23 protein-coding genes are annotated in these 25,822 nt (G+C 64.2%); 6 read left to right on the top strand and 17 right to left on the bottom strand.

Features of this window, described 5'->3' with window-relative positions; translation table 11 throughout:
* Nucleotides 1–120: 120 nt before the first annotated feature.
* Complete coding sequence (locus tag L6639_RS08350; protein ID WP_237860653.1) at nucleotides 121–651, top strand: SH3 domain-containing protein; 531 nt, start codon at nucleotides 121–123, stop codon at nucleotides 649–651.
* 38 nt (nucleotides 652–689) lie between these two features.
* Here L6639_RS08350 and irrA read toward each other — a convergent pair whose 3' ends face one another.
* Entirely contained in the window at nucleotides 690–1,178 is a 489-nt protein-coding gene (irrA, locus tag L6639_RS08345) for an iron response transcriptional regulator IrrA (protein ID WP_237860651.1), read from the bottom strand.
* Between the two features lie 351 nt (nucleotides 1,179–1,529).
* On the opposite strand from irrA, the gene fabA reads away from it, so the two are divergent.
* The 3 genes from fabA (at nucleotide 1,530) to fabI (ending at nucleotide 4,255) form a co-directional block, all read left to right on the top strand.
* Nucleotides 1,530–2,051, top strand: a complete 522-nt coding sequence (gene fabA / locus L6639_RS08340) for a bifunctional 3-hydroxydecanoyl-ACP dehydratase/trans-2-decenoyl-ACP isomerase (RefSeq protein WP_237860649.1) — start codon at nucleotides 1,530–1,532, stop codon at nucleotides 2,049–2,051.
* Between the two features lie 40 nt (nucleotides 2,052–2,091).
* Nucleotides 2,092–3,315, top strand: a complete 1,224-nt coding sequence (gene fabB / locus L6639_RS08335) for a beta-ketoacyl-ACP synthase I (protein ID WP_128948745.1) — start codon at nucleotides 2,092–2,094, stop codon at nucleotides 3,313–3,315.
* 139 nt (nucleotides 3,316–3,454) lie between these two features.
* Entirely contained in the window at nucleotides 3,455–4,255 is an 801-nt protein-coding gene (fabI, locus tag L6639_RS08330) for an enoyl-ACP reductase FabI (protein WP_237860647.1), read from the top strand.
* On the opposite strand, the gene L6639_RS08325 is transcribed toward fabI, so the two are convergent.
* The 3 genes from L6639_RS08325 to L6639_RS08315 form a co-directional block, all read right to left on the bottom strand.
* On the bottom strand, nucleotides 4,252–4,848 hold the full coding sequence (locus tag L6639_RS08325; RefSeq protein WP_237860645.1) for a glutathione S-transferase family protein: 597 nt from the start codon (nucleotides 4,846–4,848) through the stop codon (nucleotides 4,252–4,254). The genes fabI and L6639_RS08325 overlap by 4 nt on opposite strands.
* Entirely contained in the window at nucleotides 4,845–5,309 is a 465-nt protein-coding gene (locus tag L6639_RS08320; RefSeq protein ID WP_237860643.1) for a GNAT family N-acetyltransferase, read from the bottom strand. Before L6639_RS08320 ends, L6639_RS08325 begins: the two co-directional genes overlap by 4 nt.
* Before the next feature lie 76 nt (nucleotides 5,310–5,385).
* A complete protein-coding gene (locus L6639_RS08315) occupies nucleotides 5,386–6,312 on the bottom strand; it encodes a hydrogen peroxide-inducible genes activator (RefSeq protein WP_237860641.1) in 927 nt (308 codons plus the stop codon).
* Nucleotides 6,313–6,425: 113 nt separating this feature from the next.
* On the opposite strand from L6639_RS08315, the gene katG reads away from it, so the two are divergent.
* Nucleotides 6,426–8,585 (top strand): catalase/peroxidase HPI, encoded by a 2,160-nt coding sequence (katG, locus tag L6639_RS08310; RefSeq protein WP_237860639.1) that lies wholly within the window; start codon nucleotides 6,426–6,428, stop codon nucleotides 8,583–8,585.
* Nucleotides 8,586–8,665: 80 nt separating this feature from the next.
* Here the strand turns inward: katG and pnp are convergent, their stop codons facing one another.
* The 8 genes from pnp to rimP form a co-directional block, all read right to left on the bottom strand.
* Nucleotides 8,666–10,822 carry a polyribonucleotide nucleotidyltransferase gene (gene pnp, locus L6639_RS08305; protein ID WP_237860637.1) on the bottom strand — a complete coding sequence of 719 codons (2,157 nt, stop codon included), beginning with the start codon at nucleotides 10,820–10,822 and terminating at the stop codon, nucleotides 8,666–8,668.
* Between the two features lie 377 nt (nucleotides 10,823–11,199).
* Nucleotides 11,200–11,469, bottom strand: a complete 270-nt coding sequence (rpsO, locus tag L6639_RS08300) for a 30S ribosomal protein S15 (RefSeq protein WP_028133641.1) — start codon at nucleotides 11,467–11,469, stop codon at nucleotides 11,200–11,202.
* A 2-nt stretch (nucleotides 11,470–11,471) separates the two neighbouring features.
* On the bottom strand, nucleotides 11,472–12,587 hold the full coding sequence (gene truB / locus L6639_RS08295) for a tRNA pseudouridine(55) synthase TruB (protein ID WP_237860635.1): 1,116 nt from the start codon (nucleotides 12,585–12,587) through the stop codon (nucleotides 11,472–11,474).
* On the bottom strand, nucleotides 12,584–13,039 hold the full coding sequence (rbfA, locus tag L6639_RS08290) for a 30S ribosome-binding factor RbfA (protein ID WP_237860633.1): 456 nt from the start codon (nucleotides 13,037–13,039) through the stop codon (nucleotides 12,584–12,586). The genes truB and rbfA overlap by 4 nt, the downstream gene beginning before the upstream one ends.
* Before the next feature lie 156 nt (nucleotides 13,040–13,195).
* Nucleotides 13,196–15,886 carry a translation initiation factor IF-2 gene (infB, locus tag L6639_RS08285; protein WP_237860630.1) on the bottom strand — a complete coding sequence of 897 codons (2,691 nt, stop codon included), beginning with the start codon at nucleotides 15,884–15,886 and terminating at the stop codon, nucleotides 13,196–13,198.
* A gap of 70 nt (nucleotides 15,887–15,956) precedes the next feature.
* Nucleotides 15,957–16,640: an RNA-binding protein gene (locus tag L6639_RS08280; RefSeq protein ID WP_237860628.1), complete on the bottom strand. Its 684-nt coding sequence runs from the start codon at nucleotides 16,638–16,640 to the stop codon at nucleotides 15,957–15,959.
* A gap of 23 nt (nucleotides 16,641–16,663) precedes the next feature.
* Entirely contained in the window at nucleotides 16,664–18,274 is a 1,611-nt protein-coding gene (nusA, locus tag L6639_RS08275; protein ID WP_128948735.1) for a transcription termination factor NusA, read from the bottom strand.
* A gap of 2 nt (nucleotides 18,275–18,276) precedes the next feature.
* A complete protein-coding gene (gene rimP / locus L6639_RS08270) occupies nucleotides 18,277–19,038 on the bottom strand; it encodes a ribosome maturation factor RimP (RefSeq protein ID WP_237860626.1) in 762 nt (253 codons plus the stop codon).
* A 383-nt stretch (nucleotides 19,039–19,421) separates the two neighbouring features.
* On the opposite strand from rimP, the gene L6639_RS08265 reads away from it, so the two are divergent.
* Nucleotides 19,422–20,504, top strand: a complete 1,083-nt coding sequence (locus L6639_RS08265) for a DUF2336 domain-containing protein (RefSeq protein ID WP_237860623.1) — start codon at nucleotides 19,422–19,424, stop codon at nucleotides 20,502–20,504.
* Here L6639_RS08265 and trmB read toward each other — a convergent pair.
* The 5 genes from trmB to L6639_RS08240 all read right to left on the bottom strand — a co-directional run bounded on the left by trmB (nucleotide 20,501) and on the right by L6639_RS08240 (nucleotide 25,822).
* Nucleotides 20,501–21,211 (bottom strand): tRNA (guanosine(46)-N7)-methyltransferase TrmB, encoded by a 711-nt coding sequence (gene trmB, locus L6639_RS08260; RefSeq protein ID WP_237860620.1) that lies wholly within the window; start codon nucleotides 21,209–21,211, stop codon nucleotides 20,501–20,503. The two genes, L6639_RS08265 and trmB, sit on opposite strands and share 4 nt — an antisense overlap.
* Nucleotides 21,208–22,365 carry a M20 family metallopeptidase gene (locus L6639_RS08255; RefSeq protein WP_237860617.1) on the bottom strand — a complete coding sequence of 386 codons (1,158 nt, stop codon included), beginning with the start codon at nucleotides 22,363–22,365 and terminating at the stop codon, nucleotides 21,208–21,210. Before L6639_RS08255 ends, trmB begins: the two co-directional genes overlap by 4 nt.
* 85 nt (nucleotides 22,366–22,450) lie before the next feature.
* Nucleotides 22,451–22,864, bottom strand: a complete 414-nt coding sequence (locus L6639_RS08250; protein WP_148773487.1) for a helix-turn-helix domain-containing protein — start codon at nucleotides 22,862–22,864, stop codon at nucleotides 22,451–22,453.
* Nucleotides 22,865–23,093: 229 nt separating this feature from the next.
* Entirely contained in the window at nucleotides 23,094–24,707 is a 1,614-nt protein-coding gene (gene lnt / locus L6639_RS08245) for an apolipoprotein N-acyltransferase (protein ID WP_237860615.1), read from the bottom strand.
* Entirely contained in the window at nucleotides 24,704–25,822 is a 1,119-nt protein-coding gene (locus L6639_RS08240) for a hemolysin family protein (protein ID WP_237860611.1), read from the bottom strand. Before L6639_RS08240 ends, lnt begins: the two co-directional genes overlap by 4 nt.

The raw sequence follows: 25,822 nt of genomic DNA, 5'->3' as shown, positions 1-25,822 counted from the left end.
GAACCAGGGCTGGCGCTTCGGGAACACCCGCGTGGGGCGGGAGAGGGGCGTTGCGCGGCAGGGTTTGGAATTTTGGGGTGAGGGCCCGGTTCAGCCGGGTCTTCGACAGGAGACGGGTTGATGGCGTTGGGGCGTTTTTGTTCGGTGATGGCGCTCGTTTGCACCTGGTGGAGCGCCTCGGTCGGCCCCTCGCACTCGGCCAAGGACACCACGCCTCAGACCGCCAGCGGCCTGCCGGTGCCGCGCTATGTCAGCCTCAAATCGGATCACGTGAACGTCCGCGCCGGCCCGACCAAGGACAATGACGTGGCCTGGGTCTACACCCGCGCCGGCCTGCCGGTCGAAATCACCGCAGAGTTCGAAAACTGGCGCCGGGTGCGCGATTCCGAAGGCGCCGAGGGGTGGGTCTATCACTCGCTGCTGTCGGGCCGCCGCACTGCGGTGGTCACCATGAAAAACAAGGACGACCTCGCGCCGATCTATGACCACGCCGATCCCGACAGCGCGGTGGCCGCAAAGCTCCAGGCCGGTGTCGTGACGACAGTGAAAAAATGCACCACCAGCTGGTGCCACGTCACCGGCAACGGCTTTGACGGCTGGATCCAGCAGGAGCGCCTCTGGGGCGTCTACGCGGACGAGCAGGTGAATTGACGCGCTGGCTTCGCCGGGACGACGCCAGAGCGTGAGTCTCAGCGCTTCTTACGCAGCCGCACGACCATGTCGATGCGCGCGATCTCGTACCCCTCCGGCACCTCCGGCATCTTGGACAGCGCCAGATGCGGATCCTCGATATCGACCAGCTCGTGGCTGTTCTCGAGATAGTAATGGTGGTGGGTGGTGACGTTGGTGTCGAAATAGGTCTTGGTGCCGTCGACGCTGACCTGGCGCAGCAGGCCGGCATCGGTCAGCTGGTTCAGCGTGTTGTAGACGGTCGCGAGCGAGACCGGGACCTTGGCCAGCGTCGCTTCCTCATAGAGCATTTCAGCCGTGAGGTGGCGCGCGCCCTTGCCGAACAGCAGCCAGCCGAGCGCCATACGCTGGCGCGTCGGCCGCAGACCGGCAGATTGGAGCATCTCGTTGACGTCGTGCCAGGGGCAGCCGGTGAGGGCCGGCTGGCGGCCGGACAGAAGGGCCGCATGGGCATCTTCGTCGTGACGGATCGCGTTGTTTTCGTTCATTTCCAGAATTCGGGCACGCGTGAACACTCTCTATCTGCAATATATGGACAGATAGATGCAGATGCAAGTTTCTCGCAACTAGACTGGTTCTAATCAGCTGAGGAACCGGCCTGGAGCTCCGTCATTTTACCTTCATGGGACGGCTTTGCTACCCGAAAAGGCCTGTGTTAGAGAGCGCGCGGTTCCGCCCAACCGATTTTTGGCGCGGCCAGGCATTGGGGCCCGGCCCGCGGCCGATCCGGCTCTCGGTATTGGCGCCTGAGGACGGCAATTGGTGTTGCCTTCCGAGCAGGATGGGGCCCATTTTTGCCAGAAACGCCGCTCAATCGGGGTTCAAACAGAGGCTTCCGCATGCTGAACAGGCGCAACGGTTACGAATACGAAGATTTGCTGGCATGTGCCCGCGGTGAGATGTTCGGCCCCGGCAATGCACAATTGCCGCTGCCGCCGATGCTGATGTTCGACCGCATCACGGAAATTAACGACAATGGTGGCGAGTTCGGCAAGGGCCTGGTGCGCGCCGAGCTCGACGTGAAGCCTGACCTCTGGTTCTTCGGCTGCCACTTCAAGAACGATCCCGTGATGCCGGGTTGCCTCGGCCTCGACGCGCTGTGGCAAATGGTCGGCTTTTATCTGGGCTGGACCGGCGGCGAAGGTCGTGGCCGTGCACTTGGCTTGAACGAATTGAAGTTCAGCGGCCAGGTGCTGCCCGAGGCCCGCAAGGTTGTGTACAACGTCGATATCAAGCGCGTGATGCGTTCAAAGCTCGTGCTCGGCATTGCCGATGGATGGCTTTCGGTCGATGACCAGATTATTTATCGCGCCAAGGATCTGAAAGTCGGCCTGTTCAAGCAGGGCGTGAACCTGGGCTAACGCGCATTACCAAGAAGACAACGATTTAGGCGAGGCTGTCATGAGGCGGGTTGTGGTCACCGGGATGGGTATCGTCTCGTCGATCGGAAACAACACCCAGGAAGTGCTTGCGAGCCTTCACGAGGCGAAGTCGGGCATTTCGCGGGCGGAGAAATATGCCGAGCTCGGCTTCCGTTCACAGGTGCAAGGTGCACCGACGCTCGATCCTTCGACAGTGGTCGACCGCCGGGCGATGCGTTTCCTCGGACAGGGCGCCGCGTGGAATCACATCGCGATGGAACAGGCGATCCAGGACTCCGGTCTGTCGCCTGACGAAGTCTCCAACATTCGCACCGGTATCATCATGGGCTCCGGTGGTCCGTCCGCTCGCACCATCGTCGAAGCCGCCGACATCACCCGCACCAAGGGACCGAAGCGCGTCGGTCCGTTTGCGGTGCCGAAGGCGATGTCGTCCACGGCGTCGGCGACGCTTGCGACCTGGTTCAAGATCAAGGGCGTGAACTATTCGATCTCCTCGGCCTGCGCGACGTCGAACCACTGCGTCGGCAATGCCTATGAGACGATCCAGATCGGCAAGCAGGACGTCATCTTCGCCGGCGGCTGCGAGGAGCTCGACTGGTCGCTGTCGGTGCTGTTCGATGCCATGGGCGCGATGTCCTCCAAATATAACGACACGCCCGCCACCGCCTCGCGTCCCTACGACGTCAACCGCGACGGCTTTGTCATCGCCGGCGGCGCCGGTGTGCTGGTGCTGGAAGAGCTTGAGCATGCCAGGGCGCGCGGCGCGCGGATCTACGGCGAGATCGTCGGCTATGGCGCGACCTCCGACGGCTACGACATGGTCGCGCCGTCAGGTGAAGGTGCCGAGCGCTGCATGCGCATGGCGATGTCGACGGTGAAGACCAAGGTCGACTACATCAACCCGCACGCCACTTCGACGCCGGCCGGCGACCCGCCGGAAATCGATGCGCTTCGTCGCGTGTTCGGCGCCGGCGAAAAGTGCCCGCCGATCTCGGCGACCAAGGCGCTGACCGGCCACTCGCTCGGCGCGACCGGCGTGCAGGAGGCGATCTACTCGCTGCTGATGATGAACAACGGCTTCATCTGCGAGAGCGCGCACATCCAGGAGCTCGATCCTGTCTTCGCCGACATGCCGATCGTGCGCAAGCGCATCGACAACGTCAAGATCGGCACCGTGCTGTCGAACTCGTTCGGCTTCGGCGGCACCAACGCCACGCTGGTGTTCAGCCGGATGGACGTGTGAGGCCAGCACACTGTCATGCCCCGCGAAAGCGGGGCAGCCAGTACGCCGCGGCATTTCGGCCCATAATTGCTGTCTCTGGAATATTGGATCGCCCGCCTGCGCGGGCGATGACGTCGGAATGATAAGGAGCCGCCGGGCCATGGAAGGTTTGATGAAAGGCAAGCGCGGTCTGATCATGGGCATCGCCAATGATCATTCGATCGCCTGGGGCATGGCGAAGACGTTGCATGCCCACGGCGCCGAGCTTGCCTTCACCTTCCAGGGCGAAGCCCTCGGCAAACGCGTCAAGCCGCTGGCGGAATCGCTCGGCGTGGAATTGGTGCTGCCTTGCGACGTCGAGGACATCGCCAGCGTCGATGCGACCTTCGCCGTGCTTCGCGAAAAATGGGGCAAGCTCGATTTCGTCATCCACGCGATCGGCTTCGCCGACAAGAACGAGCTGAAGGGCCGCTACGCCGACACCAGCCGCGAGAATTTTTCGCGCACCATGGTGATCTCCTGCTTCTCGTTCACGGAGGTTGCAAAACGTGCGGCCGAGCTGATGACGGACGGCGGCAGCATGATCACGCTGACCTTCGGCGCCTCGGAGCGCTCGATGCCCAATTACAATGTGATGGGCGTGGCCAAGGCGGCGCTGGAAGCCTCGGTGCGCTATCTCGCCTCCGACTTCGGGCCGCGCGGTATCCGCGTCAATGCGATCTCGGCCGGCCCCATCCGCACGCTGGCCGGCTCCGGCATCGGCGAGGCGCGCGCGATGTTCGCCTTCATGCAGAAGCATTCGCCGCTCCGCCGCGGCGTCACGCTCGACGAGCTCGGCGGCTCGGCGCTGTATCTGCTGTCTGATCTCTCGGGCGGTGTGACCGGCGAGATCCACTATGTCGATTCCGGCTACAACATCGTGCTGATGCCGCGGCCGGATGATTTGAAGGCCGAAGGCTAACCCGCAGCAATCTTCTCCGCGCGCTGAAACGCCGGACGCGCCATGCAGCGCGCGATGTAGGCGTCGAAGGCCGGGCGCGACGGCACCATCTTGAACAGGCGCACCGCGAAATTCAGCCCCGCGCCGATCGTGATGTCGGCGGCGGAAAATTCCTCGCCGAGAATCCACGGCCCCTTTTCGAGCGCCGCTTCCAGTACGTCGAAGACCTGCGTCGCGCTGCCCCAGGCGGCGGTCGAGGTCGGCACCTCGATCTTGGTGAAGATCTGGATGATCGCCGGCTCGATGCAGCTGGGCGAGAAGAACAGCCATTGCAGATAGCGCGCGCGGCGCGGGTCGGTGGTCGCGGGCGCCAGCTTCGTTTCCGGATAGCGGTCGGCAATATAGGCGCAAATCGCAGCTGCTTCGCCGAGCGCGGCATCGCCGTCGCTGAGTGCCGGCACCTTGCCCATCGGATTGATCTTCAGATAGTCCGGCGCTTTCTGCGCGCCCGTCGAAATGTCGGTCAGCACGCGCTCATAGGGCAGCCCGCTCTCTTCCATCAGCCAGAGCGTCGAGAACGAACGCGAGCGGGGCGACCAATAGAGCCTGATCATGGCGGGCCTCCGGTTTTCTTCCATCGATAATACTTCATCATAAACCCATTCGATGGCTCGATCTCCTCCTTCTCGAACACAAAGCCTTCGCGCTCGTACCAGCGCCAGGCCTTTTCGTTCTCGCGGACGCAACGCAGATACATCTCGTCCGGCATTTGCGTGCGCGTGAAGGCGAGCAGCTTTCGGCCGAGCGATTGCCCCTGATAGGCGGGTCCGACGAACAGCATGTCGAGATAGAGCTTTGCCAGATGCAGTGCGAGCATCGCGGCGATCGTGCCATGGTCGTCGGCAACGAACAGGCTCCAGCCGTTCTCGATCTCGCGCCGGATGCGCGCCCGCAAATTAGCCAGCAGGAATTCGCTCGCTTCGCCAAGTCCGGTCGAGACCCAGCTCTCCATCCAGACGCGGCCGATCTCGTCATATTCCTCGGCACGGGCGGGGCGGATGATTAGATCAGGCATTGGCGCTCTCGGTTCGATCTCTCCGCCGCGGGGGACGTCATTACAATGATATGGGCTGTCTCGGAATATTCCGGTCTCAGGCCTTCTGGCTGCGCGCGGCCTGCCGCGGGCGTGCCTTGCCGGCGGACAGGCACACCACTTCGGAGATTTGCAGCAGTTGCCGCGCCAGCGGGCTCGTTTTACGCCAGACCATGCCGATGGTGCGTGAGGGCTCGGGGTCGCGGAAGCGCGACAGCGAGACCGACGCCGATCGCGTCTCCACTGACACCGCCATCTCCGGAATCAGGGTGACGCCGATGCCGGCGCTGACCATCTGCACCAGCGTCGACAGCGAATTCGCATCCAGCATCTCGCGCGGCGGCGCCGACTGCATGTTGCAGAACGACAGCGCCTGGTCGCGGAAGCAATGGCCCTCCTCGAGCAGCAACAGCCGCATCTCGCGCATCATCTCTCGCGACGGCGCTGGAGTGCCCGCATCCGTGCCCGGCCGCACCAGCAGGAATTTTTCCTCGAACAGCGCGACCTCGGTGAGCGAGGGCTCGGAGACCGGCAGGGCCACGATCGCGGTGTCGAGCCGGCCTTCGACCAGCTCCTGGATCAGCCGCGGCGTCATCGTCTCGCGCACACGGATGTCGAGTTCCGGATGCATGCGCGTCAGGTTCTTGGTGATCTTGGGCAGGAGATACGGCGCGATCGTCGGGATCATGCCGATCCGCAACCGACCCGCAAAACGGTCCTGCGAGGCGCGGGCGAAATCGCCGAGCTCATCGACCGAGCGCAGGATGTCGCGAACGCGCTGTGCGAGCTCCTCGCCGAACCGGGTCAGCGCGACCTGCCGGGCGCTGCGCTCCAGCAGCAGCCCGCCGAGCGCCTCCTCGAGTTCCTTGATCTGCATCGACAGCGCCGGCTGCGAGATGGAACAGGACTCCGCGGCGCGGCCGAAATGACCGTGGCGCGCCAATGCGTCGAAATATCGCAGCTGGCGCAGCGTCAGGTTGATCATCAGAAAATCCTATCGCAGCGATCATTAAAGTCAACTTCCCCTGATCGTTCGCGACGCTTACAGTGGTCTGACCTGGTCAATGGCGCAGTCGGACGCCACCAGAGGAGGTATTCATGGACGACACTTCGAAGTGCCCGTTTTCGGGCGGCAAACGCGTGCCAGCGAACCGCGACTGGTGGCCCACCAATCTCAGCATCGACATGCTGCACAAGAATTCCAGCCTGTCCGATCCGATGGGCGAGGCGTTCGACTACGCCAAGGAATTCAAGACGCTCGACCTGAACGCGGTGATCAAGGACCTCACCGTTTTGATGACGGATTCGCAGGAATGGTGGCCCGCCGATTTCGGCCACTATGGCGGTCTCATGATCCGCATGGCCTGGCACAGCGCGGGTACCTATCGCATCACCGATGGCCGTGGCGGCGCCGGTGCCGGTCAGCAGCGTTTCGCTCCGCTCAACTCCTGGCCTGACAACGCCAACCTCGACAAGGCGCGCCGGCTGCTCTGGCCGATCAAGCAGAAATACGGCCGCAAGATTTCCTGGGCCGATCTGATGGTGCTCGCCGGCAACGTCGCGCTGGAGTCGATGGGCTTCAAGACGTTCGGGTTTGCCGGTGGTCGCGCCGACGTCTGGGAGCCGGAAGAGCTCTATTGGGGTCCGGAAGGCACCTGGCTGGGCGATGAGCGTTACAGCGGCGAACGCCAGCTCGCCGAGCCGCTCGGCGCGGTGCAGATGGGTCTCATCTACGTCAATCCGGAAGGCCCGAACGGCAAGCCGGATCCGGTCGCCGCGGCCAAGGACATCCGCGAGACCTTCTTCCGGATGGCGATGAACGACGAAGAGACCGTCGCGCTGATCGCCGGCGGCCACACCTTCGGCAAGACCCATGGCGCGGGCGATCCGTCGCTGGTTGGTCCCGAGCCGGAAGCGGGCGCGCTGGAAGATCAGGGCCTCGGCTGGAAGAGCAAGCACGCCTCGGGCCTCGCCGGTGATTCCATCACCAGCGGCCTCGAAGTGACCTGGACCACGACGCCGACGAAGTGGAGCAACAACTTCTTCGAGAACCTGTTCAAGTACGAATGGGAGCTGACGAAGAGCCCTGGTGGTGCGAACCAGTGGACGGCCAAGGGTGCTGACGCGATCATTCCTGATGCCTTCGACAAGTCGAAGAAGCATCGGCCGACAATGCTGACGACCGACCTCTCGCTGCGCATGGATCCGGCCTATGAGAAGATCTCGCGGCGCTTCCTCGAGCATCCCGATCAGTTCGCCGACGCCTTCGCCCGCGCCTGGTTCAAGCTGACTCATCGCGACATGGGGCCGATCCAGCGCTACCTCGGCCCGCTGGTGCCGAAGGAGACGCTGATCTGGCAGGATCCGATCCCGGCCGTGAACCACGAGCTGGTGTCTGATCAGGACATCGCGGCGCTGAAGTCCAAGATCCTGGCTTCGGGTCTGTCGGTCTCCGAGCTGGTCTCAACTGCCTGGGCCTCGGCCTCGACGTTCCGCGGCTCGGACAAGCGCGGCGGCGCCAATGGCGCGCGCATCCGTCTTGCTCCGCAGAAGGACTGGGAGGTCAACCAGCCGGCCCAGCTTTCCAAGGTGCTCGGCAAGCTCGAAGCGATCCAGAAGGAGTTCAGCGTTGGTGCGAAGAAGGTCTCGCTTGCCGACCTGATCGTTCTCGGCGGCACTGCTGCGGTCGAGAAGGCCGCCAAGGATGCCGGCGTTGACGTCAAGGTCGGTTTCACGCCGGGCCGCATGGACGCGTCGCAGGAGCAGACTGATGTAGCTTCGTTTGCTCCGCTGGAGCCGCGGGCCGACGGTTTCCGCAACTTCATCGGCAAGCGTCAGCAGTTCATGCAACAGGAGGAGGCGCTCGTCGACCGCGCGCAGCTTCTGCGGCTCACTGGACCTGAAATGACGGCGCTCGTCGGCGGTCTGCGCGTGCTCGGCGCCAATGCGAACGGGTCGAAGAACGGCGTCTTCACCTCCAAGGTGGGAACGCTGACGAACGACTTCTTCGTCAACCTGCTCGACATGAGCACGCAATGGACGCCGGCGGCCGACGGCACCTACGAAGGGCGCGACCGCAAGACCAATGCGGTGAAGTGGAGCGGCACGCGCGTCGATCTCATCTTCGGCGCGCACTCGCAGCTCCGCGCCTACGCCGAGGTCTATGCCACGTCCGACTCCAAGGAGCAGTTCGTGAAGGATTTCGCCAAGGCCTGGACCAAGGTGATGAACCTCGACCGGTTCGACATCGCGGCGTGACGCCAACAACACAGCAAGCGACAAACAAAAAGGGCGGCCGAAAGGCCGCCCTTCGTGTTTCTGACGTTGACTTGGAGCGATTACTCGCCGGCCGCTTCGCGCGGGGCCTTCTCGCCCTCGCCGCCCTTGCCTTCGAGGTCTTCGCCGGTGGTCTGGTCGACGACCTTCATCGAGAGGCGGGTCTTGCCGCGATCGTCGAAGCCGAGCAGCTTGACCTTGACCTTGTCGCCTTCCTTGACGACGTCGGAGGTCTTCTGCACGCGGTTGGCCGCGAGCTGGCTGATGTGAACGAGACCGTCCTTCGAACCGAAGAAGTTCACGAAGGCGCCGAACTCCATCACCTTGACGACGGTGCCGTCATAGATCTGGCCAACTTCCGGATCGGATGCGATCGACTTGATCCACTTGATCGCGGCCTTCATCGCTTCGCCATCGGAGGAGGCGACCTTCACGGTGCCGTCGTCCTCGATGTTGACCTTGGCGCCGGTCTTCTCGACGATCTCGCGGATCACCTTGCCGCCGGTGCCGATCACTTCGCGGATCTTGTCGGTGGCGATCTTGAAGGTCTCGATGCGCGGCGCGTATTCGCCGAGTTCGGCGCGCGCGTTGGTGAGCGCCTTCGCCATCTCGCCGAGGATGTGGATACGACCTTCCTTGGCCTGGCCGAGGGCGACCTTCATGATCTCCTCGGTGATGCCCTCGATCTTGATGTCCATCTGGAGCGAGGTGATACCCTGTTCGGTACCCGCCACCTTGAAGTCCATGTCGCCGAGATGATCCTCGTCGCCGAGGATGTCGGAGAGAACCGCATAGCGCTTGTCTTCGAGGATCAGGCCCATCGCGATGCCCGCGGTCGGCCGCTTCAACGGCACGCCAGCGTCCATCAGCGCGAGCGAGGCGCCGCAGACCGAAGCCATCGACGAGGAGCCGTTGGACTCGGTGATCTCGGAGACCACGCGGATCGTGTACGGGAACTCGTGATGCGGCGGCAGCACCGGGTGGATCGCGCGCCAGGCCAGCTTGCCGTGGCCGATCTCGCGGCGCTTGGTGCCGCCGAGGCGACCGGTCTCACCGACCGAGTAGGGAGGGAAGTTGTAGTGCAGCAGGAACGTCTCTTTGTACGTTCCCGACAACGCGTCGATGTACTGCTCGTCCTCGCCGGTGCCGAGCGTGGTCACGACCAGGCCCTGGGTCTCACCGCGGGTGAACAGCGCCGAGCCGTGCGCGCGCGGCAGCACGCCGACTTCGGCGATGATGTTGCGCACGGTCTTGCTGTCACGGCCGTCGATGCGCTTGCCGGTGTCGAGGATGTTCCAGCGAACGATCTTCGCTTCGAGCTCCTTGAACACGGCGCTGATGCGCAGCTTGTCGTACTTTGGCTCCTGCCCTTCGGGGAAATAGTGGGCGATCACCTTTTCCTTGACCTTGCCGACCGCGGCGTAGCGATCCTGCTTGACCGGGATGGCGTAGGCGGTGCGCAGCTCCGCCTCGACGAGGCCGAGCATTTCCTTCTCGAGCGCGGCGTTGTCGATGACGGTGACTTCGCGCGGCTCCTTGGCGGCCTTCTCGGCGAGTTCGATGATCGCGTTGATGACCGGCTGAAAGTGGCGGTGACCGAACATCACGGCGCCGAGCATGATGTCTTCGTTCAGCTCCTTGGCCTCCGATTCCACCATCAGCACGGCGTCGGCGGTACCGGCAACGACGAGGTCGAGCTGGGTGTCGACCATCTCGTCGAGCGTCGGGTTGAGGATGAATTCGTCATTGGCGAAGCCGACGCGGGCGGCGCCGATCGGGCCCTTGAAGGGCGCGCCGGACAGGGTCAGCGCGGCGGAGGAGGCCACGAGCGCGACGATGTCAGGATCGTTCTCCATGTCGTGCGACAGCACGGTGGCGATCACCTGGGTTTCGTTGCGCCAGCCGTCGACGAACAGCGGACGGATCGGACGGTCGATCAGGCGGGAGACCAGCGTCTCCTTCTCGGTCGGACGACCTTCGCGCTTGAAATAGCCGCCGGGAATGCGGCCAGCTGCGTAGGTCTTTTCCTGGTAGTCGACGGTCAGCGGCAGGAAGTCGACGCCTTCACGCGGCGCCTTCGCCGCGACGACGGTGGCGAGCACCACGGTCTCGCCATAGGTGGCGAGCACAGCGCCGTCGGCCTGGCGTGCGATCTTGCCGGTTTCGAGCTTGAGAGGGCGTCCGCCCCAGTCGATTTCGACTGAATGCTTATTGAACATAGAGGTCTTCTTTCATGGGTTCTCGAAAGAAGGGACGGCTCGAAAAACAAAAACCATGTCAAGATTGCAGGACGCTGATCGGAGCGGGTGATCAGCGTCCTGCGATCCTGCCATGGTCTTTGGATGTCGGATGGCGTCCATCCTTTCGGGTCATACGGGCACCTTGCCCGTTGCGCCCAGCCGCCGGATTGCTGCTGGACTGTCAGTCGGCACGACTGCGAACACCGAATCGCGGTCTTCGCTGATCGTGCTCCCGGATGCGAAGCACCATTGGCCCGCACCGGACGGTACGCGTGAGCCTCGATCAAAAACCCTGAAATAAGCGCTTTCGCTCGAAACCACGCTAAAACGCGCGCCAGTGGCGCGCGCAAGAACTCTTAGCGACGAATGTTGTGCTTCTCGAGCAGCGCCTTGTACCGCGCCTCGTCCTTCTTCTTCAGATAGTCGAGGAGCGAGCGGCGGGTCGAAACCAGCTTCAAGAGGCCACGACGCGAATGGTTGTCCTTCACGTGGGTCTTGAAATGGCTGGTCAGGTTGTTGATGCGTTCCGACAGGATCGCGACCTGAACCTCGGGCGAACCGGTATCACCGGCCTTGGTGGCATTCGTCTTGATGACTTCCGCTTTGCGTTCTGCGGCAATCGACATCGTCAATTTCTCTCGTTGCGACCGGTTGAGGCAGTCAAGCCGGTCAGGTTGAACACACGCTTGGGGATGACTTCGCCATTGCCAACTTCAGCAAGCGCCAAAAGACGGCCTGCCACCGTGACATAGACTGTGCCGCTACTTGTGGGCGCATCCCGTCCGCGCAACAAAACGGCTTGGCCCCGATGGAGCCTTGCCGCATCAGCCCGAGTGACGGCCAGTGCCGGGATGTCGTCCAGCGCGGTCTCAACGGGCATCAGCGCGTCGGCGAGGCTTCCCTCGCCGGACGCGGCTCTATCGCACAAAGCCTCCAGCTGATCCAGCGGAATCATGTCATTTTCGCTGAATGGGCCGACCAGGGTCCGCCGAAGCGCGCAAATATGGCCGTAAGTGCCGAGAATCCGGCCCATATCGCGGGCGAGCGCCCGGACATAGGTTCCCTTGCCGCACTCGGCCTCGAACACAGCCCGGTCGTTATCCGGTTGATCTACAAGGGTTAAATGATGAATCTCGACCGGGCGGGGCGCCAGTTCCACGACCTCGCCGTCGCGGGCGAGGTCATAGGCGCGCTCGCCCTGGACCTTGATCGCGGAATAGCGCGGCGGAACCTGCTCGATCACCCCGGTGAATCGCGGCAGCAGGGCCAGGATGGCCTCACGGGTCGGGCGCTGGTCCGACGTTGCAGTGACCTGTCCCTCGATGTCGTCGGTGTCGCGCTCCTCACCCCAGCACACGGTGAAGCGGTAGCGCTTGCGGCCGTCCATGACGAAGGGAACCGTCTTGGTGGCCTCTCCAAGTGCAATGGGCAGGCCGCCGGAGGCGAGCGGATCGAGCGTGCCGGCGTGGCCGGCGCGCTTGGCATTGAATAGGCGCTTGAGCACGGCAACAGCTTGCGTCGAGGTCATGCCGATCGGCTTGTCGAGCACGACCCAGCCGTGCACGTCGCGCCGATCGCGGCGCACCTGATTGCCCTTCTGCTTGTTCGCGCGCGGATCGTTGTTGACGCGACGCGCCTCCTGATGCGGCTGGGCGTTGCCGCCGACATCAGCAAAGTTATTCTGCACGTCGCGCGTATCGGGCTCTTCGCTGGCGATCGTGCCGTGTGCGGGGTCCATGATCATTGTTCTTCTTCCCGATCCGAATCCGGATTCTGTTCCAGATCCTTGTCCAGATCCTTGTCCAAGTCCTTCTGCACCGCAGGTGTTCGCAAAAGCTTCTCGATCCGTTCCGCTTCGTCGAATCGTTCGTCGACGCGAAAGCGAAGGTCAGGTGCAAATTTCAGGTTAACGCGCCGCGCGACTTCGCCGCGCAGGAATTTCTTGTTGCGATCGAGCGCAGTGATGACGAGATCGGTGTCGCGTCCACCAAGCGGCATCACGTAGATTGTCGCGAGCTTCAGATCGGGAGACATCCGCACCTCCGGCACGGTGATGATGTGACCTTCGAGATCCGCATCATGCACACTGCCTTGCGCCAGAATATCGGCTATCGCGTGGCGAACCTGCTCGCCGACGCGCAGCTGACGCTGCGAGCCGCCGGGCGCGGAACTCTTTTTCTGATGATGGCGCGGCATGGTCGAAAATCACCTCATCGTGCCCGCGTTTGGGACACGAGCATTGTCATTTGTCCTGTTGAAACGAATGGAGCGTGGATGGCCGGAAAAAATCCGGCCATCGCACTCCCGCAATTTCAGCTCAAAAAGATCCGGGCGCTTCGGTAAGATTTGGACTTACAGGGAGCGCTGGATCGTCTCCACGCGGTAACACTCGATCACGTCACCCGCACGCATGTCGTGATAGTTCTCGAAGGCCATGCCGCATTCCTGACCGGCCTGGACTTCCTTCACTTCGTCCTTGAAGCGCTTCAGCGTCGACAGCTTGCCTTCGTGCACGACGACGTTGTCGCGGATCAGGCGCACATTGGCGCCGCGTTCCACGGTGCCGTCGGTGACGCGGCAGCCGGCAACCTTGCCGACCTTGGAGATGTTGAAGATCTCCAGGATCGAGGCATTGCCCAGCATGGTTTCGCGCAAGGTCGGCGCGAGCAGGCCGCTCATCGCCTTCTTCACGTCGTCCACGAGGTCGTAGATGATGTTGTAGTAGCGGATCTCGATGCCGTTGCGCTTGGCGGCGGCAGCAGCTTCCTTGTTCGCACGAACCGAGAAGCCGATGATCGCGGCGTTAAAACCTTCCGCGAGCGTCACGTCGGATTCAGAGATGCCGCCGACGCCGGCATGCAGGATGCGAGCGGCGACTTCGTCGGTGCCGAGCTTCTCCAGCGAGCCGAGGATCGCTTCCAGCGAGCCCTGCACGTCGGCCTTGATGATCAGCGGGAATTCCTTGCGGCCCGCCGTCTTCAACTGCGACATCATCTGCTCGAGCGAGCCGCGCATGCCTGAGATCGAGGCAGCCGCGTTCTCACGCTTCTGGTGCGCGCGGTAGCTGGTGACCTGACGGGCGCGGGCTTCGTTCTCGACCACCGCGAGACGATCGCCGGCTTCCGGCGGACCATTGAAGCCGAGCACCTCGACCGGTACCGACGGACCGGCTTCCTGCACCGTCTCGCCCTGATCCGAGATCAGCGCGCGGACACGGCCCATTTCGGCGCCGGCAACGATGATGTCACCGACGCGCAGCGTGCCGCGCTGGACCAGCACGGTCGCGACCGGACCTCGGCCGCGATCGAGCTTGGCTTCGATCACGGTGCCTTCGGCCGGACGTTCCGAATTGGTCTTGAGGTCGAGGATGTCGGCCTGGAGCGCGATCATCTCGAGCAGCTTGTCGAGATTGGTCTTGTTCTTGGCGGACACTTCGACGTCGACGACTTCACCGCCGAACGATTCCACCTGCACCTCGTGCTGAAGCAGCTCGGTGCGGACGCGCTCCGGCTTGGCGTCGGGCTTGTCGATCTTGTTGATGGCAACGATGATCGGCACGCGCGCCGCCTTGGCGTGGTTGATGGCTTCGACCGTCTGCGGCATCACGCCGTCATCGGCCGCGACCACCAGAACGACGATGTCGGTGACCTTGGCACCGCGGGCGCGCATCGCGGTGAACGCGGCGTGGCCCGGCGTGTCGATGAAGGTGATCTTCTTGCCGCTCTCGGGCGAGAGAACCTGGTAGGCGCCGATATGCTGGGTGATGCCGCCGGCTTCGCCGGAGACCACGTTGGCATGACGAAGCGCGTCGAGCAGCGAGGTCTTGCCGTGGTCGACGTGACCCATCACGGTCACCACAGGCGAGCGCGTCTCGGTGTCGGTGGAATCGTCGACCTGGTCGAACAGGCCCTCTTCAACGTCCGACGCGGCAACGCGCTTGACGGTGTGGCCGAGCTCTTCCGCGATCAGCTGCGCGGTGTCGGCGTCGATCACGTCGGTGATCTTGTGCATCGCGCCCTGCTTCATCAGCATGCGGATGACGTCGACCGCGCGCTCGGCCATGCGGTTGGCGAGCTCCTGGATGGTGATCGCTTCCGGAATGATCACTTCGCGGATCAGCTTTTCCTTCGGCTCATTCGAGACGTGGCCCTTCAGGCGCTGGGTGCGGCGGCGGAACGAGGCGATCGAACGCTCGCGCACTTCGTCGGCATTGAGCGCGGTGACGACGGTCAGGCGGCCGCGCTCTTTCTGCGGGCCAGGCTTATGGGTGGGTTTGGGCGCGACCACAGGACGCGCGGCGCCACCGGGGCCGCGACGGATCTGACGCGGACCATCGTCCTCGTCCGGTCCGGCAGCAACGGCGGGAGCGCGACCCACGGGGCCGCCCGGCCGCGAGGTTGTGGTGGCGGCCGGGCGAGCGGTGGTCGTCGCTCCCGGTCGCGTCACGGTCGGCGCGGGGCGCGGCGCGCTGGTCGCCGGGGCTGAAGTTGCTGCGGCGGGACGCGCGCCGGCTGCCGGCTGCTCGCCTTCGCCAAAACGCTTCTTGGCTTCGGTCTCGGCCTTGCGCTTGGCTTCGTCCTCGTGACGATGACGCTCTTCCTCGGCCTTGCGGCGGGATTCGGCGGCTTCGCGCTCGGCGCGCTCGGCGGCCTCGCGGACGGCGCGGCGCTGGGCCTCTTCCTCGGCCTGGCGGCGCTCTTCGACTTCGCGAACCTTGGCGTCGGCGAGCGCGCTGGCGCGAGCGGAGCGCTCGTCCTCGGTCAACGTGCGGAGCACGACGCCGGAGCCAGAGTTGCGCGGCGGCGCCGGGCGTGACGGGGCGGGCGTGGGCGCAGCCGGCGCCGGCTTTGCAACAACCGTCGGGGCCTGCGGCTCAGGGGTGCCGTCGATACGGCGCTTGCCGCGCTTCTCGACCACGACCTGCTTGCTGCGGCCATGGCTGAAGCTCTGGCGCACAGTGCCCGTTTCGACGCGCGGCTTGAGCGATAGCGTCTTGCTCGGAACGCTCAGCTTCTTGTCGTCAGGGGTCTTGGTATCAACCATTCAGCAGTCCTAATCCTGATTTATTCAGTGTTGTGCGTTTCCGCACCATCCTATCGGGTCGTCGTGTCTCTCAGAAATCCTGGCCGGGCTTTTCGGCAGTCTTGTCAGCGTCCGCCATCCGGTATCGGACCAGCATCTGGCTACGTGACAGGAATGACTTGCTCGCCGGGCCCGCGAGCAGGGCAGCATGTATCACATTTGACCGGGTAAGTGCCAAATCCAATTCTACCGATTTCAGGGCGCTGATGACGGGAATCTGCGGCCTGTTACCGCGATTCCCGGCATTTTGCCGTGCCAGCACGTCCAATTTGCGGATTCCGTCCGCGGCCCCGTCGCTGGCGTGGATCAGGACCTCGACCGTGCCCTCCCTAAGGGCGCTCTCGACCTTGCCGAAGCCGGCGACGATCTGGCCCGCCTTGGCGGCAATTCCAAGGGCTTCGGCCACGCTCCGGACCAGGAGCGCCTCGATGTCGGCGGGAAGCGTCGGGGGAGTGCGCAGCTCGCGCTTGAAGGCTTTGCTAAATTGGTGACGCCGCACGGCTTCCGCAACCACCTCGCGCGAAGCGGTCACCCACATGCCGCGCCCGGGCAGCTTGCGCTTGAGATCGGGAACTATATCGCCGGTGGGCGATACGACGAAGCGGATCAGCTCGTCGATCGGCCGGACCTCGCGGCTGACCGCGCACATGCGCATGGTCGCGGACCTTTCGGCCCGCGGTCCATGGTCAAGTTCGCTGTCAGTGCTGGCAAGCATCCGGGCGACATTCTCCTTCGCCCTTAAGCCGGCTGATCTTCGGCCGCGTCAGCCTCTTCGGCCGGCTTGGCGAGATCGGCCTCGGTGATCCAGCCGGCCTTGACGCGGGCCTGCATGATCATGGCTTCCGCATCGTCGCGGGAGATACCGAGGCCGTCGAGCGCACCGGCGAACTTGGTCTGCTCGCCGCCTTCCTTGCGCTCGGTCCAGCCGACCAGATCGTCGGTGGCGCAGCCGGCGAGGTCCTCGACCGTCTTGATGTCGTTCTCGCCGAACTTCACCAGCATCTTCGAGGTCACGCCGGGCACGTCCTTCACGGCGTCCTCGACGCCCAGTTCCTTGCGGCGGGCTTCGATCTCGGCTTCCTGCTGATCGAGATATTCGCGGGCGCGGCTCTGGAGTTCCTGCGCGGTCTCCTCGTCGAAACCCTCGATGCCGGCGAGTTCCTTGAGGTCCACCATCGCGAGTTCCTCGACCGAGGTGAAGCCTTCGGACGCCAGCAGCTGGCCGACCACCTCGTCGACATTGAGCGATTCCATGAAGACGCGGGTGGAGTTCTCGAAGTCGGCCTGGCGGCGCTCCGATTCCTCCTGCTCGGTCAGGATGTCGATGTCCCAGCCGGTGAGCTGCGAGGCGAGGCGCACGTTCTGGCCGCGGCGGCCGATCGCCAGCGAGAGCTGGTTGTTGGTGTCGGGGACCACGACCTCGATGCGCTCGCGGTCTTCGTCGATGACGACCTTGGACACTTCGGCCGGCGCCAGCGCGTTGACTACGAAGGTCGCGATGTCGGGCGACCACGGAATGATGTCGATCTTCTCGCCCTGCAATTCGTTCACCACCGCCTGCACGCGCGAGCCGCGCATACCGACGCAGGCGCCGACCGGATCGACCGAGGAATCGCGGGAAATCACGCCGATTTTCGCGCGCGAGCCCGGATCGCGGGCAACCGCCTTGATCTCGACGATGCCGTCATAGATTTCCGGCACTTCCTGCGCGAACAGCTTCGCCATGAACTGCGGATGGGTGCGGGACAGGAAGATCTGCGGACCGCGGGTTTCGCGACGGACGTCGAAGATGTAGGCGCGGACGCGGTCGCCGTTGCGGAACACTTCACGCGGCAGCATCTCGTCGCGGCGGATGATGGCTTCGCCGCGGCCGAGATCGACGATCACGCTGCCATATTCGACGCGCTTGACGACGCCGTTGACGATGTCGCCGATGCGGTCCTTGAATTCCTGATATTGCCGGTCACGCTCGGCTTCGCGCACCTTCTGCACGATCACCTGCTTGGCTGACTGCGCGGCGATGCGGCCATATTCCAGCGGCGGCAGCGTGTCTGCGATGGTGTCGCCGACCTGGGCGCCCGGATTGGCGCGCTGCGCGTCGATCAGCGAAATCTGGTTGGAATGGTTTTCGACCTTGTCGACCACCAGCATGTGGCGCGACAGCCGCAGCTCGCCCTTCTTCGGGTCGATCTCGGCGTGAACGTCAGTCTCGCTGCCGTAACGGGCGCGCGCGGCCTTGGCGATGGCATCTTCCATCGCCGCGATGACGATGCCGCGGTCGATCGATTTCTCACGGGCGACGGCGTCTGCGATCTGGAGCAATTCAAGTCGATTGGCGCTGACTGCCATGGCTAGTCTCCTTCGTCAGGCTCGATGTCGCCGCGCCGCGCACGTTCGGCGGCAAGGCGATGTTTCTTCGTATTGGTCGGGGCCGGCTTCTTTTGCTTTTGCGGCTTGGTGTTCTTGGTGGTTTTCGCGCTGATCTCAGCGTGCGGCGCCTGCGGCGGCTCGATGCCGAGATTCCTGCGCATCTGGCGCTCCTCGGCCTTGCCGCGGCGCATCGATTCGGCGATCAGCTCATCGGTCAGCACCAGCCGCGCCTCGCCGATATCTTCCATCGTCAGCAGCACGTCGGCATCGTCGCTGGTCTTGGCGTCGTCGCGATGCAGGTGTACGCGGTCGCCTTCGACGGCACCGAGCGTGCCACGGAACCGCTTGCGGCCTTCATGGGCGACGGCCATCTCGACCTTCACCAGGTGGCCGGAATAGCGCTCGAAATCGGAGCGGCGCACCAGCGGACGGTCGATCCCCGGCGAGGAAATCTCCAGCCGATAGGCGCGGTCGATGGGATCGGCGACATCGAGCACGGGCGATAGCGCCCGCGAGATCGCCTCGCAATCCTCGAGCTGCATCGAACCATCGGGCCGCTCGGCCATGATCTGCACGGTGCAGCCGGCGTCGCCCGAAATGCGGATCCGCACCAAGCGGTAGCCCATGCCCTCGAGCACGGGACCTGCGACCGCGGACACTCGTGCTGCCACGCCCGGCTCGACCACGAGCCTCGGCTCGGCCAGCAACTCGGCGTCGGTGGAACCAGTGGTCGGTTCGGTCATATCAGGGGTCAAGGCGCTCGATGGTTAACGCTTGGCTAAGAGGTCAAAGCCCGCTTCGGAACTTTCCCGACAGCGTCGGGCCGCAATCTTCCGCCGAGCCGCGTTCAGGTAATAAAAAAGAGCGGGTCCTTTCGGGCCCACTCTCACTACGCGGATCGTATGAGAAGATGAATTGGCGGTGATATAGCCCTTTCCGCCGGCCCGGACAAGGCCCATCGCAGGCGGATGCGGGCTTTTTGCGCCTCTGGTCGGCGCCCCCCCGGGAGCGCCGACAGGCGCCCCGGTGAGCAACGCTTCTTTCACGAAGGGGGTCTAAATTCCCCGATTGTGGAGCGGCTTGAGCCATGGCGCGCCCACGGCGTGCCAGATTCGAGTTGCGTTTCATGACCGTTGCCACGTCGCTCATTCCCGGACTGGACGATATCGTCAAACGCGGCGATCCCCGGCGTCGTGGCGAGATCGCGAGCGCCATTGCCGCGCTCTTTTTCCAGGACGCTTCAAATCTTCGTCCCGAGCTCGTCGACCTCTTCGACAATCTCCTGATCGATCTCGTCCCGCATGCCGAGCTTGCCGCGCGGGTCGATCTCGCCGAGCGCTTCTCGCGGTTGGACAATGCGCCGCCTCATCTGGTCGGCCAGCTTGCCCGCGAAAACGAGATCATGGTCGCGGCCCCTGTGCTGCGTCGCTCGCCCGTGCTCGATGAAGCCGCTCTCCTCGAGATCGCGCGGCTGAAAGGCCAGGGCCATCTGCTGGCGATGACGGAGCGGCCGACTTTGTCGACCGAGATCACCGACGTGATGGTCGAGCGCGGCGATCGCGACGTGGTGCGCCGCGCCGCGGGCAATGCCGGCGCGCATTTCTCGCCGGGCGGCTATTCGGAGCTGATCAAGCGCGCGAGCCAGGACGGCGTGCTGACGCTCAAGATCGGCCAGCGCGAGGATCTCTCGGGCGAGCATCTCAAGGAGCTTCTGGACGGCACGCTCGATGTCATCAGGCGCCGCCTGTCCACTGTGGTCAATCCGGCGCGTCAGGTCGAGATCAAGCGCGCGATAGCCGCGATCGAGGAAGCCTCGCTGCCGCCGGGGCCGCGGCGCGACTTCTCCGCCGCGCAACGCACCGTGCTCGGTCTGCATCGCGGCGGCCATCTCGGCGAGAGCGCGCTGCTCGGTTTCGCCAAGGCACATAAATACGAGGAATCGGTCGCCACGCTCTCGGCCATGTCAGGCGTCAGGCTGTCGGTGCTCGATCGCTTGATCTCGGGCGACCGTTACGATCCGATTCTGGTCGTCGGCCGCGTGCTGAATTTGGGCTGGCCGACGGTGCGCGCGCTGATCCTGATGTGGTACGGGCCGCATCGCACGCCTGGTGATGCCGATCTCGAGCAGGCGCGGATGAATTTCACCCGCCTGATGCCGTCGACCGCCGAGCGCGTCGTGAATTTCTGGCGCAACCGACAGACGATCTAGTTTCTGCGAAATCGCAAATACGCCGCCTTGCGTCCCTCGCGCGCGGCTTTTCGTCCATAGCGCGTCATGGTGTAGCCGGCCCAGGGCTGACGGAAGTCATCGGCGCGCTCGGCGAGCCATTTGAAATCCGGCGCGCGCGACAGATGCGACAGCGTCCAGGCGCAGTAATCGTCGATGTCGCAGACGAAGCGGAATTCACCGCCTGCCTTGAGAACGCGCGCCATTGCAGCGATGGTCCTGTCCTGCACGAAGCGCCGCTTCCAGTGCCTTCGCTTCGGCCAGGGATCGGGATGGATCAGATCGATCCGCGACAGCGAGGCATCAGGCAGCCAGGCAAGCAGCTCGGCGGCATCGCCTGCGAAAAGGCGGATGTTGCCGATGTTGGCGGCTTCGATCTGCGCGAGGATCTTGGCCATGCCATTGACGTAAGGCTCGCAGCCGATGAAGCCGGTCGTCGGAAAGTTCTGCGCTTCCGCGGCGAGATGCTCGCCGCCGCCGAAGCCGATCTCGAGCCGCACATCCTCCGCCGCGGGATCGAAGATCTCGTGAGCGTTCGCCGGTCTCTCCGCGGTGATGTCGAGCGACAGATGCGGCAGCAGATGATCGACGAGATCGGCCTGGTGCTGCCTGAGCTTGTGACCCTTGCGCCGTCCGAAGAAGGCGCGCTCGCCATCCGCGTGATTGGGATCTGATTTGCGTTCGCTCATCGCAGCGTCTGGTACAGGCGATAGAGCAGGCGCGCGCGCGGCTCGAGCGAGGAGACGTAGAGCTGCTCATAATGGGTGTGCGCACCCTTGCCGTCGACGCCGAGCCCGTCGAGCGTGCCGGTGTGTGGCGCCGTGAAATTGCCGTCCGAGCCGCCGCCGGTGTGGGTATCGATCAGCTCGAAGCCAAGTTCGGCAGCGAGCGTCTTGGCATGCTCGTACAGCGAGGCGCCGGCATTGCCTTTCTCGTAGGGCGGACGGTTGAGCTCGCCGGTGACGGTCACGGTCACGCCTTCCGTCTTCGAGGTCAGTCCGAGGATCTTGCCGACGAATTCGTCTGCGTCGTTGGCGCTCGGCACGCGCAGATCAACTTCGGCATACGCCTCTTCCGGCGTGACGTTGGGACGCGTGCCGCCGCGCACCACGCCGACATTGACGGTGACGCCGCGCTGCAGATCGGTCATCCCCTCCAGCGTCTGGATGACGTTGGCGAGCTCGCGCACCGCGCTGCGACCGTCTTCGGGCCGCGAGCCGGCATGCGCGGGCACGCCCTTGATGAACACCTGGAAGCGTCCGACGCCCTTGCGTCCCGTGACGATCTTGCCGCCGTCGCGCGCCGGTTCCGTCACCAGCACGTATTTGGCCTTGCGTCCTTCCTGCTCGATGAGGGCGCGCGAGGTCGGGCTGCCGATCTCCTCGTCGGAGGTGAACAGATGGGTGATGCCGAGCGGCGGACGGGTTGGTGCAGCGCAAAGCTCGCGAAAGGCGTGATAGGCGATGTAGGCGCCGCCCTTCATGTCGTAGATGCCAGGACCGAACGCGCTGTCGCCTTCGACCTTGAACGGCAGCCGCGCGATGAAGCCCATGGGATGAACGGTGTCGAGATGACTGAGCACCAGGATACCGGGCCGGTCCTGGCCCCAGGTCGAACGCACCGCGAGATGATCACCGCAGCCATCGACGCCGGCGACACGCTCGAGCGTGACGGGCAGATCGCCATAATGATCGGCAACCATCGAGGTCAGCTTGTTGACCTGCTCAGGTACTTCCGTCGGCGTCTCGATTTCCACCCAGCGGCGGATACCAGCGAGGATAGTTTGGGAATCGAACGAATTGGAGTTCGCCATGGACGTATCTGTGCCTTCGAATCGCATCATTTGAGCGGAGGCAGCGCTAGGTGCGGTCCGCAAATGACGACATAGGCCAGATTTGGCGCAGTCTCAAATCGGAATGAAAAGCGCCTCAGCGCTTGTCCGGGCCTTCGCGGGCGGCGATCTGCTCGACGAGATCGACGATCGAACGGCGCAGCTTCGAATCGGTGATTCGGGTGAACGCCCTGGTCAGGGCGAGCCCTTCTGATGTCGCGAGGAAGTCCGAGACATAAGAGGGCGATGCGCCTTCGGCGAAGCCGTTGGGGCCGGCTACGCCGCTCGGTCCGCCTTCGAACAGGAACGACACCGGCACCTGCAGAATCTCTGCAATTTGCTGGATGCGGCTGGCGCCGACCCGGTTCGTGCCCTTCTCGTATTTCTGGATCTGCTGGAAAGTCAGGCCCAAAGCTTCACCGAGCTTTTCCTGACTCATGCCCAACATGATGCGGCGCATGCGCACGCGACTGCCGACATATTTGTCAACAGGGTTGGGCGCTTTCGACATTTCCTCAGCCCTCCAAACACCACCGTCGGCGCAATGAGCCATTGCCTCAGGTGACAGCGACGTCAAAACTTCACTCTGATTGGGGAAACATTGCGGAGAAATTTAGCAATGCACCGCTGTCTTTTGCAGCGGGGGGCAGAATGGGGAGCCCGCGTGCAGTCTGTCAACCGTGGGACTGCGGTTGTCAAAGGATTCCGGCCGCTCTGCCGGAAATCGCTAACGGCGGCGATCAGGGGCGCCGTTTGGCAACGCGCCGCCGCACCGCCAAAATCACAGCCAGTGCGACGAGCATGGCTGCGGGGATGTCACCGACTCTCGCATAGATCGTGGGCGGGATTGCGGTCGGCAGACTTGCATCCAAAATTCCTTCGATCCCGAGGCCGAGGCTGGCCACCGTGCGTCCCACCGGATCGATCACGGCCGAGATGCCGGTATTGGCCGAGCGGACCAGCGGCAGTCCAAGCTCGATGGCGCGCATCCGCGCCTGCTCCAGATGCTGGTACGGACCGGTCGAAATGCCGAACCAGCCGTCATTGGTGAGGTTCACGATCCAGCCCGGGCGCTCGTCGTGCGTGCCGATTTCGCCGGGGAAGATCGCCTCATAGCAGATCAGCGGCAACGCGGGCGAGGCACTCGGCACCGGCAGTACGTGCCGCACCGTGCCGGGAATAAAGCCGCCGCGCATGCGCGTCAGTTGCTCGAAGCCGAGCTTCTCCATGATGTTCTGGTACGGAAGATATTCGCCGAACGGAACCAGATGCAGCTTGTCATAGACCGCGAGCACGCTGCCGTCGTGGTCGATCACATAGATCGAATTGTAGGCCCGCGTGATCGGCGTGCCCGGCGGCAGATCGGGCGCGCGGACCGAGCCGGTGATCAGCACCGTGCCCTTGGGCAGCAGCTCGGCGATTTGCGCCATCACATCGGCTTCGCGGGTCAGGAAGAACGGAAAGGCTGATTCCGGCCAGATCAGGATGGTCGCAGCGCTCACGCCGGTCGATCGTGGTCCGGATGCGCGGTCCGACAACGCCAGGTATTTCTTCATCACCTCCGCCTTGGCGGAGTAGTTGAATTTCAGGTCCTGCTGCAGGTTCGGCTGCATCAGGCGCAGCTTGGCACCCGCAACCATCGTGGTCGGATGCAGCGACATGCGGATCGCGCCGAACATGCCCATGACGATCAGCAGCGCGAGCGCCGCGGCCGGCACGCGCCACGCCAGGCTGCGGTCGCGCGTGCGGTCGATCAGCACTGCGGGGCTTGCGAAGATCGCAACCGCGAGGAACGTCATGCCCCACTGGCCGATCAGGGATGACGTCTGCGCCAGCGCCAGCGGCTCTGACAGCGCATAGCCGAACGCGTTCCAGGGAAAGCCCGTGAGCGCGTGCCCGCGCAGCCATTCGCCGATCGTGAGGCTTGCGGCGAGCGCGAGAATGCGGGTGGCATCCTTGGTCCAGAGCAAACGGGCCAGCGCGAAGCCGATCGCCGTGAAGATGGAGAGATAGGCCGGCAATCCCAGCACGGCGAACGGCGTCAGCCAGGCGAACACGTCGGCGTCGACAAAGAAGGCGATGCCGATCCAGTAGAGACCGGGGACGAAATAGCCGAGCCCGAACCAGTAGCCGGTCAGCGCTGCCGCGGGGACGCCGCCATAGCGTCCGGCACCGGCGCCGTCGATCAGCCAGACCATCACGGGGAAGGTGATGAACAGCACCGGAAAGAAGTTAAACGGCGCAAGCGCAAGCACGGAGAGCGCGCCGCATGCCATGGCAAGGAGTGCGCGCTTCCATCCCCAAGTCAGGATGATGGCAAGTGCAATCTGTCTGAAGCGCTGGAACGCGGTCACTGCGGGCCGGTCCCGTCGGCAGGCGGCGGGGTCGGGGTGTCGCCGGAAGGCGGCTGGCCGCTCTCGGGTGCGGCCTCGCGGCGGCTTCTCTCGCGCTGGGTACGCGGTGCGGGGCGTTCTTTCCGGGTCGAGATGCGCAGCCGCTTGACGCGGCGCGGATCGGCGTCGAGCACCTCGACTTCGTAATTGCCGGGACCCGAGATCACCTCGCCGCGCACCGGCAGGCGCCCGACGAAGCTGACGAGATAGCCGCCCAGCGTCTCCACTTCCTCGCCGGCCTCGCCGGTGACGAAGTCCTCGCCGATGACGGTGCGCACGTCGTCGAGGCTGGCGCGGGCGTCGGCGATGAAGGCGTTGTCGGGCAGCCGTACGATCGACGGCGGCTCGTCGCTGTCGTGCTCGTCGTCGATCTCGCCGACGATCTGCTCGACGATGTCCTCGAGCGAAACCAGCCCGTCGCTGCCGCCATATTCGTCGACGACGAGGGCCAGATGAATGCGCGTCGCCTGCATCTGCGCCAGCAGATCGATCGCGCGCATCGACGGTGGCACGTAGAGCAGCTTGCGGATGATGCGCGCATCCTGCAGCGGCAGCGCCAGATCCACGGCCTTCAGATCGAGCCCGGCCGGCAGCGGCTTTTTGCGCTTGGTCTTGGTGGCCTCCGACACGCGCGCCCGCGCGGTCATGAAGGCGAGCAGATCGCGGATATGGACGATGCCGACGGGGTCGTCGAGCGTCTCGTTGTAGACGACGAGACGCGAATGGCCGGCGCGCTCGAACCGGTCCATCAATTCGCCGAGCGGGATGTCGCGCTTCACCGCGATGATGTCGGCACGATGCACCATGACGTCTGCGATGCGGCGCTCGTGCAGGCCGAGGATGTTGCGCAGCATGGTGCGCTCGACCGCGGAGAAGCCGGTGTCGTCGGGTGTCGTTGCATTGAGCACGACCTGGAGATCGTCGCGCACCGATCCGGCCTTCCAGCCGAACAGCGTGCGAATGGCACGCAGCAGCCAGCCTTCCGCCGTCGGGCGCATGACCTCGCCCGGCGTCACCACGGCCGGCAGATTGGTCGTGTTGCGCGGATTGTCGTGAATAGGCTCTGAATCAGGCAT

The organism is Bradyrhizobium zhengyangense (assembly GCF_022012555.1).
In the GTDB taxonomy this organism is placed as follows: Bacteria; Pseudomonadota; Alphaproteobacteria; order Rhizobiales; family Xanthobacteraceae; genus Bradyrhizobium; species Bradyrhizobium zhengyangense.
This window is presented reverse-complemented; position numbering and strand designations above follow the sequence as displayed.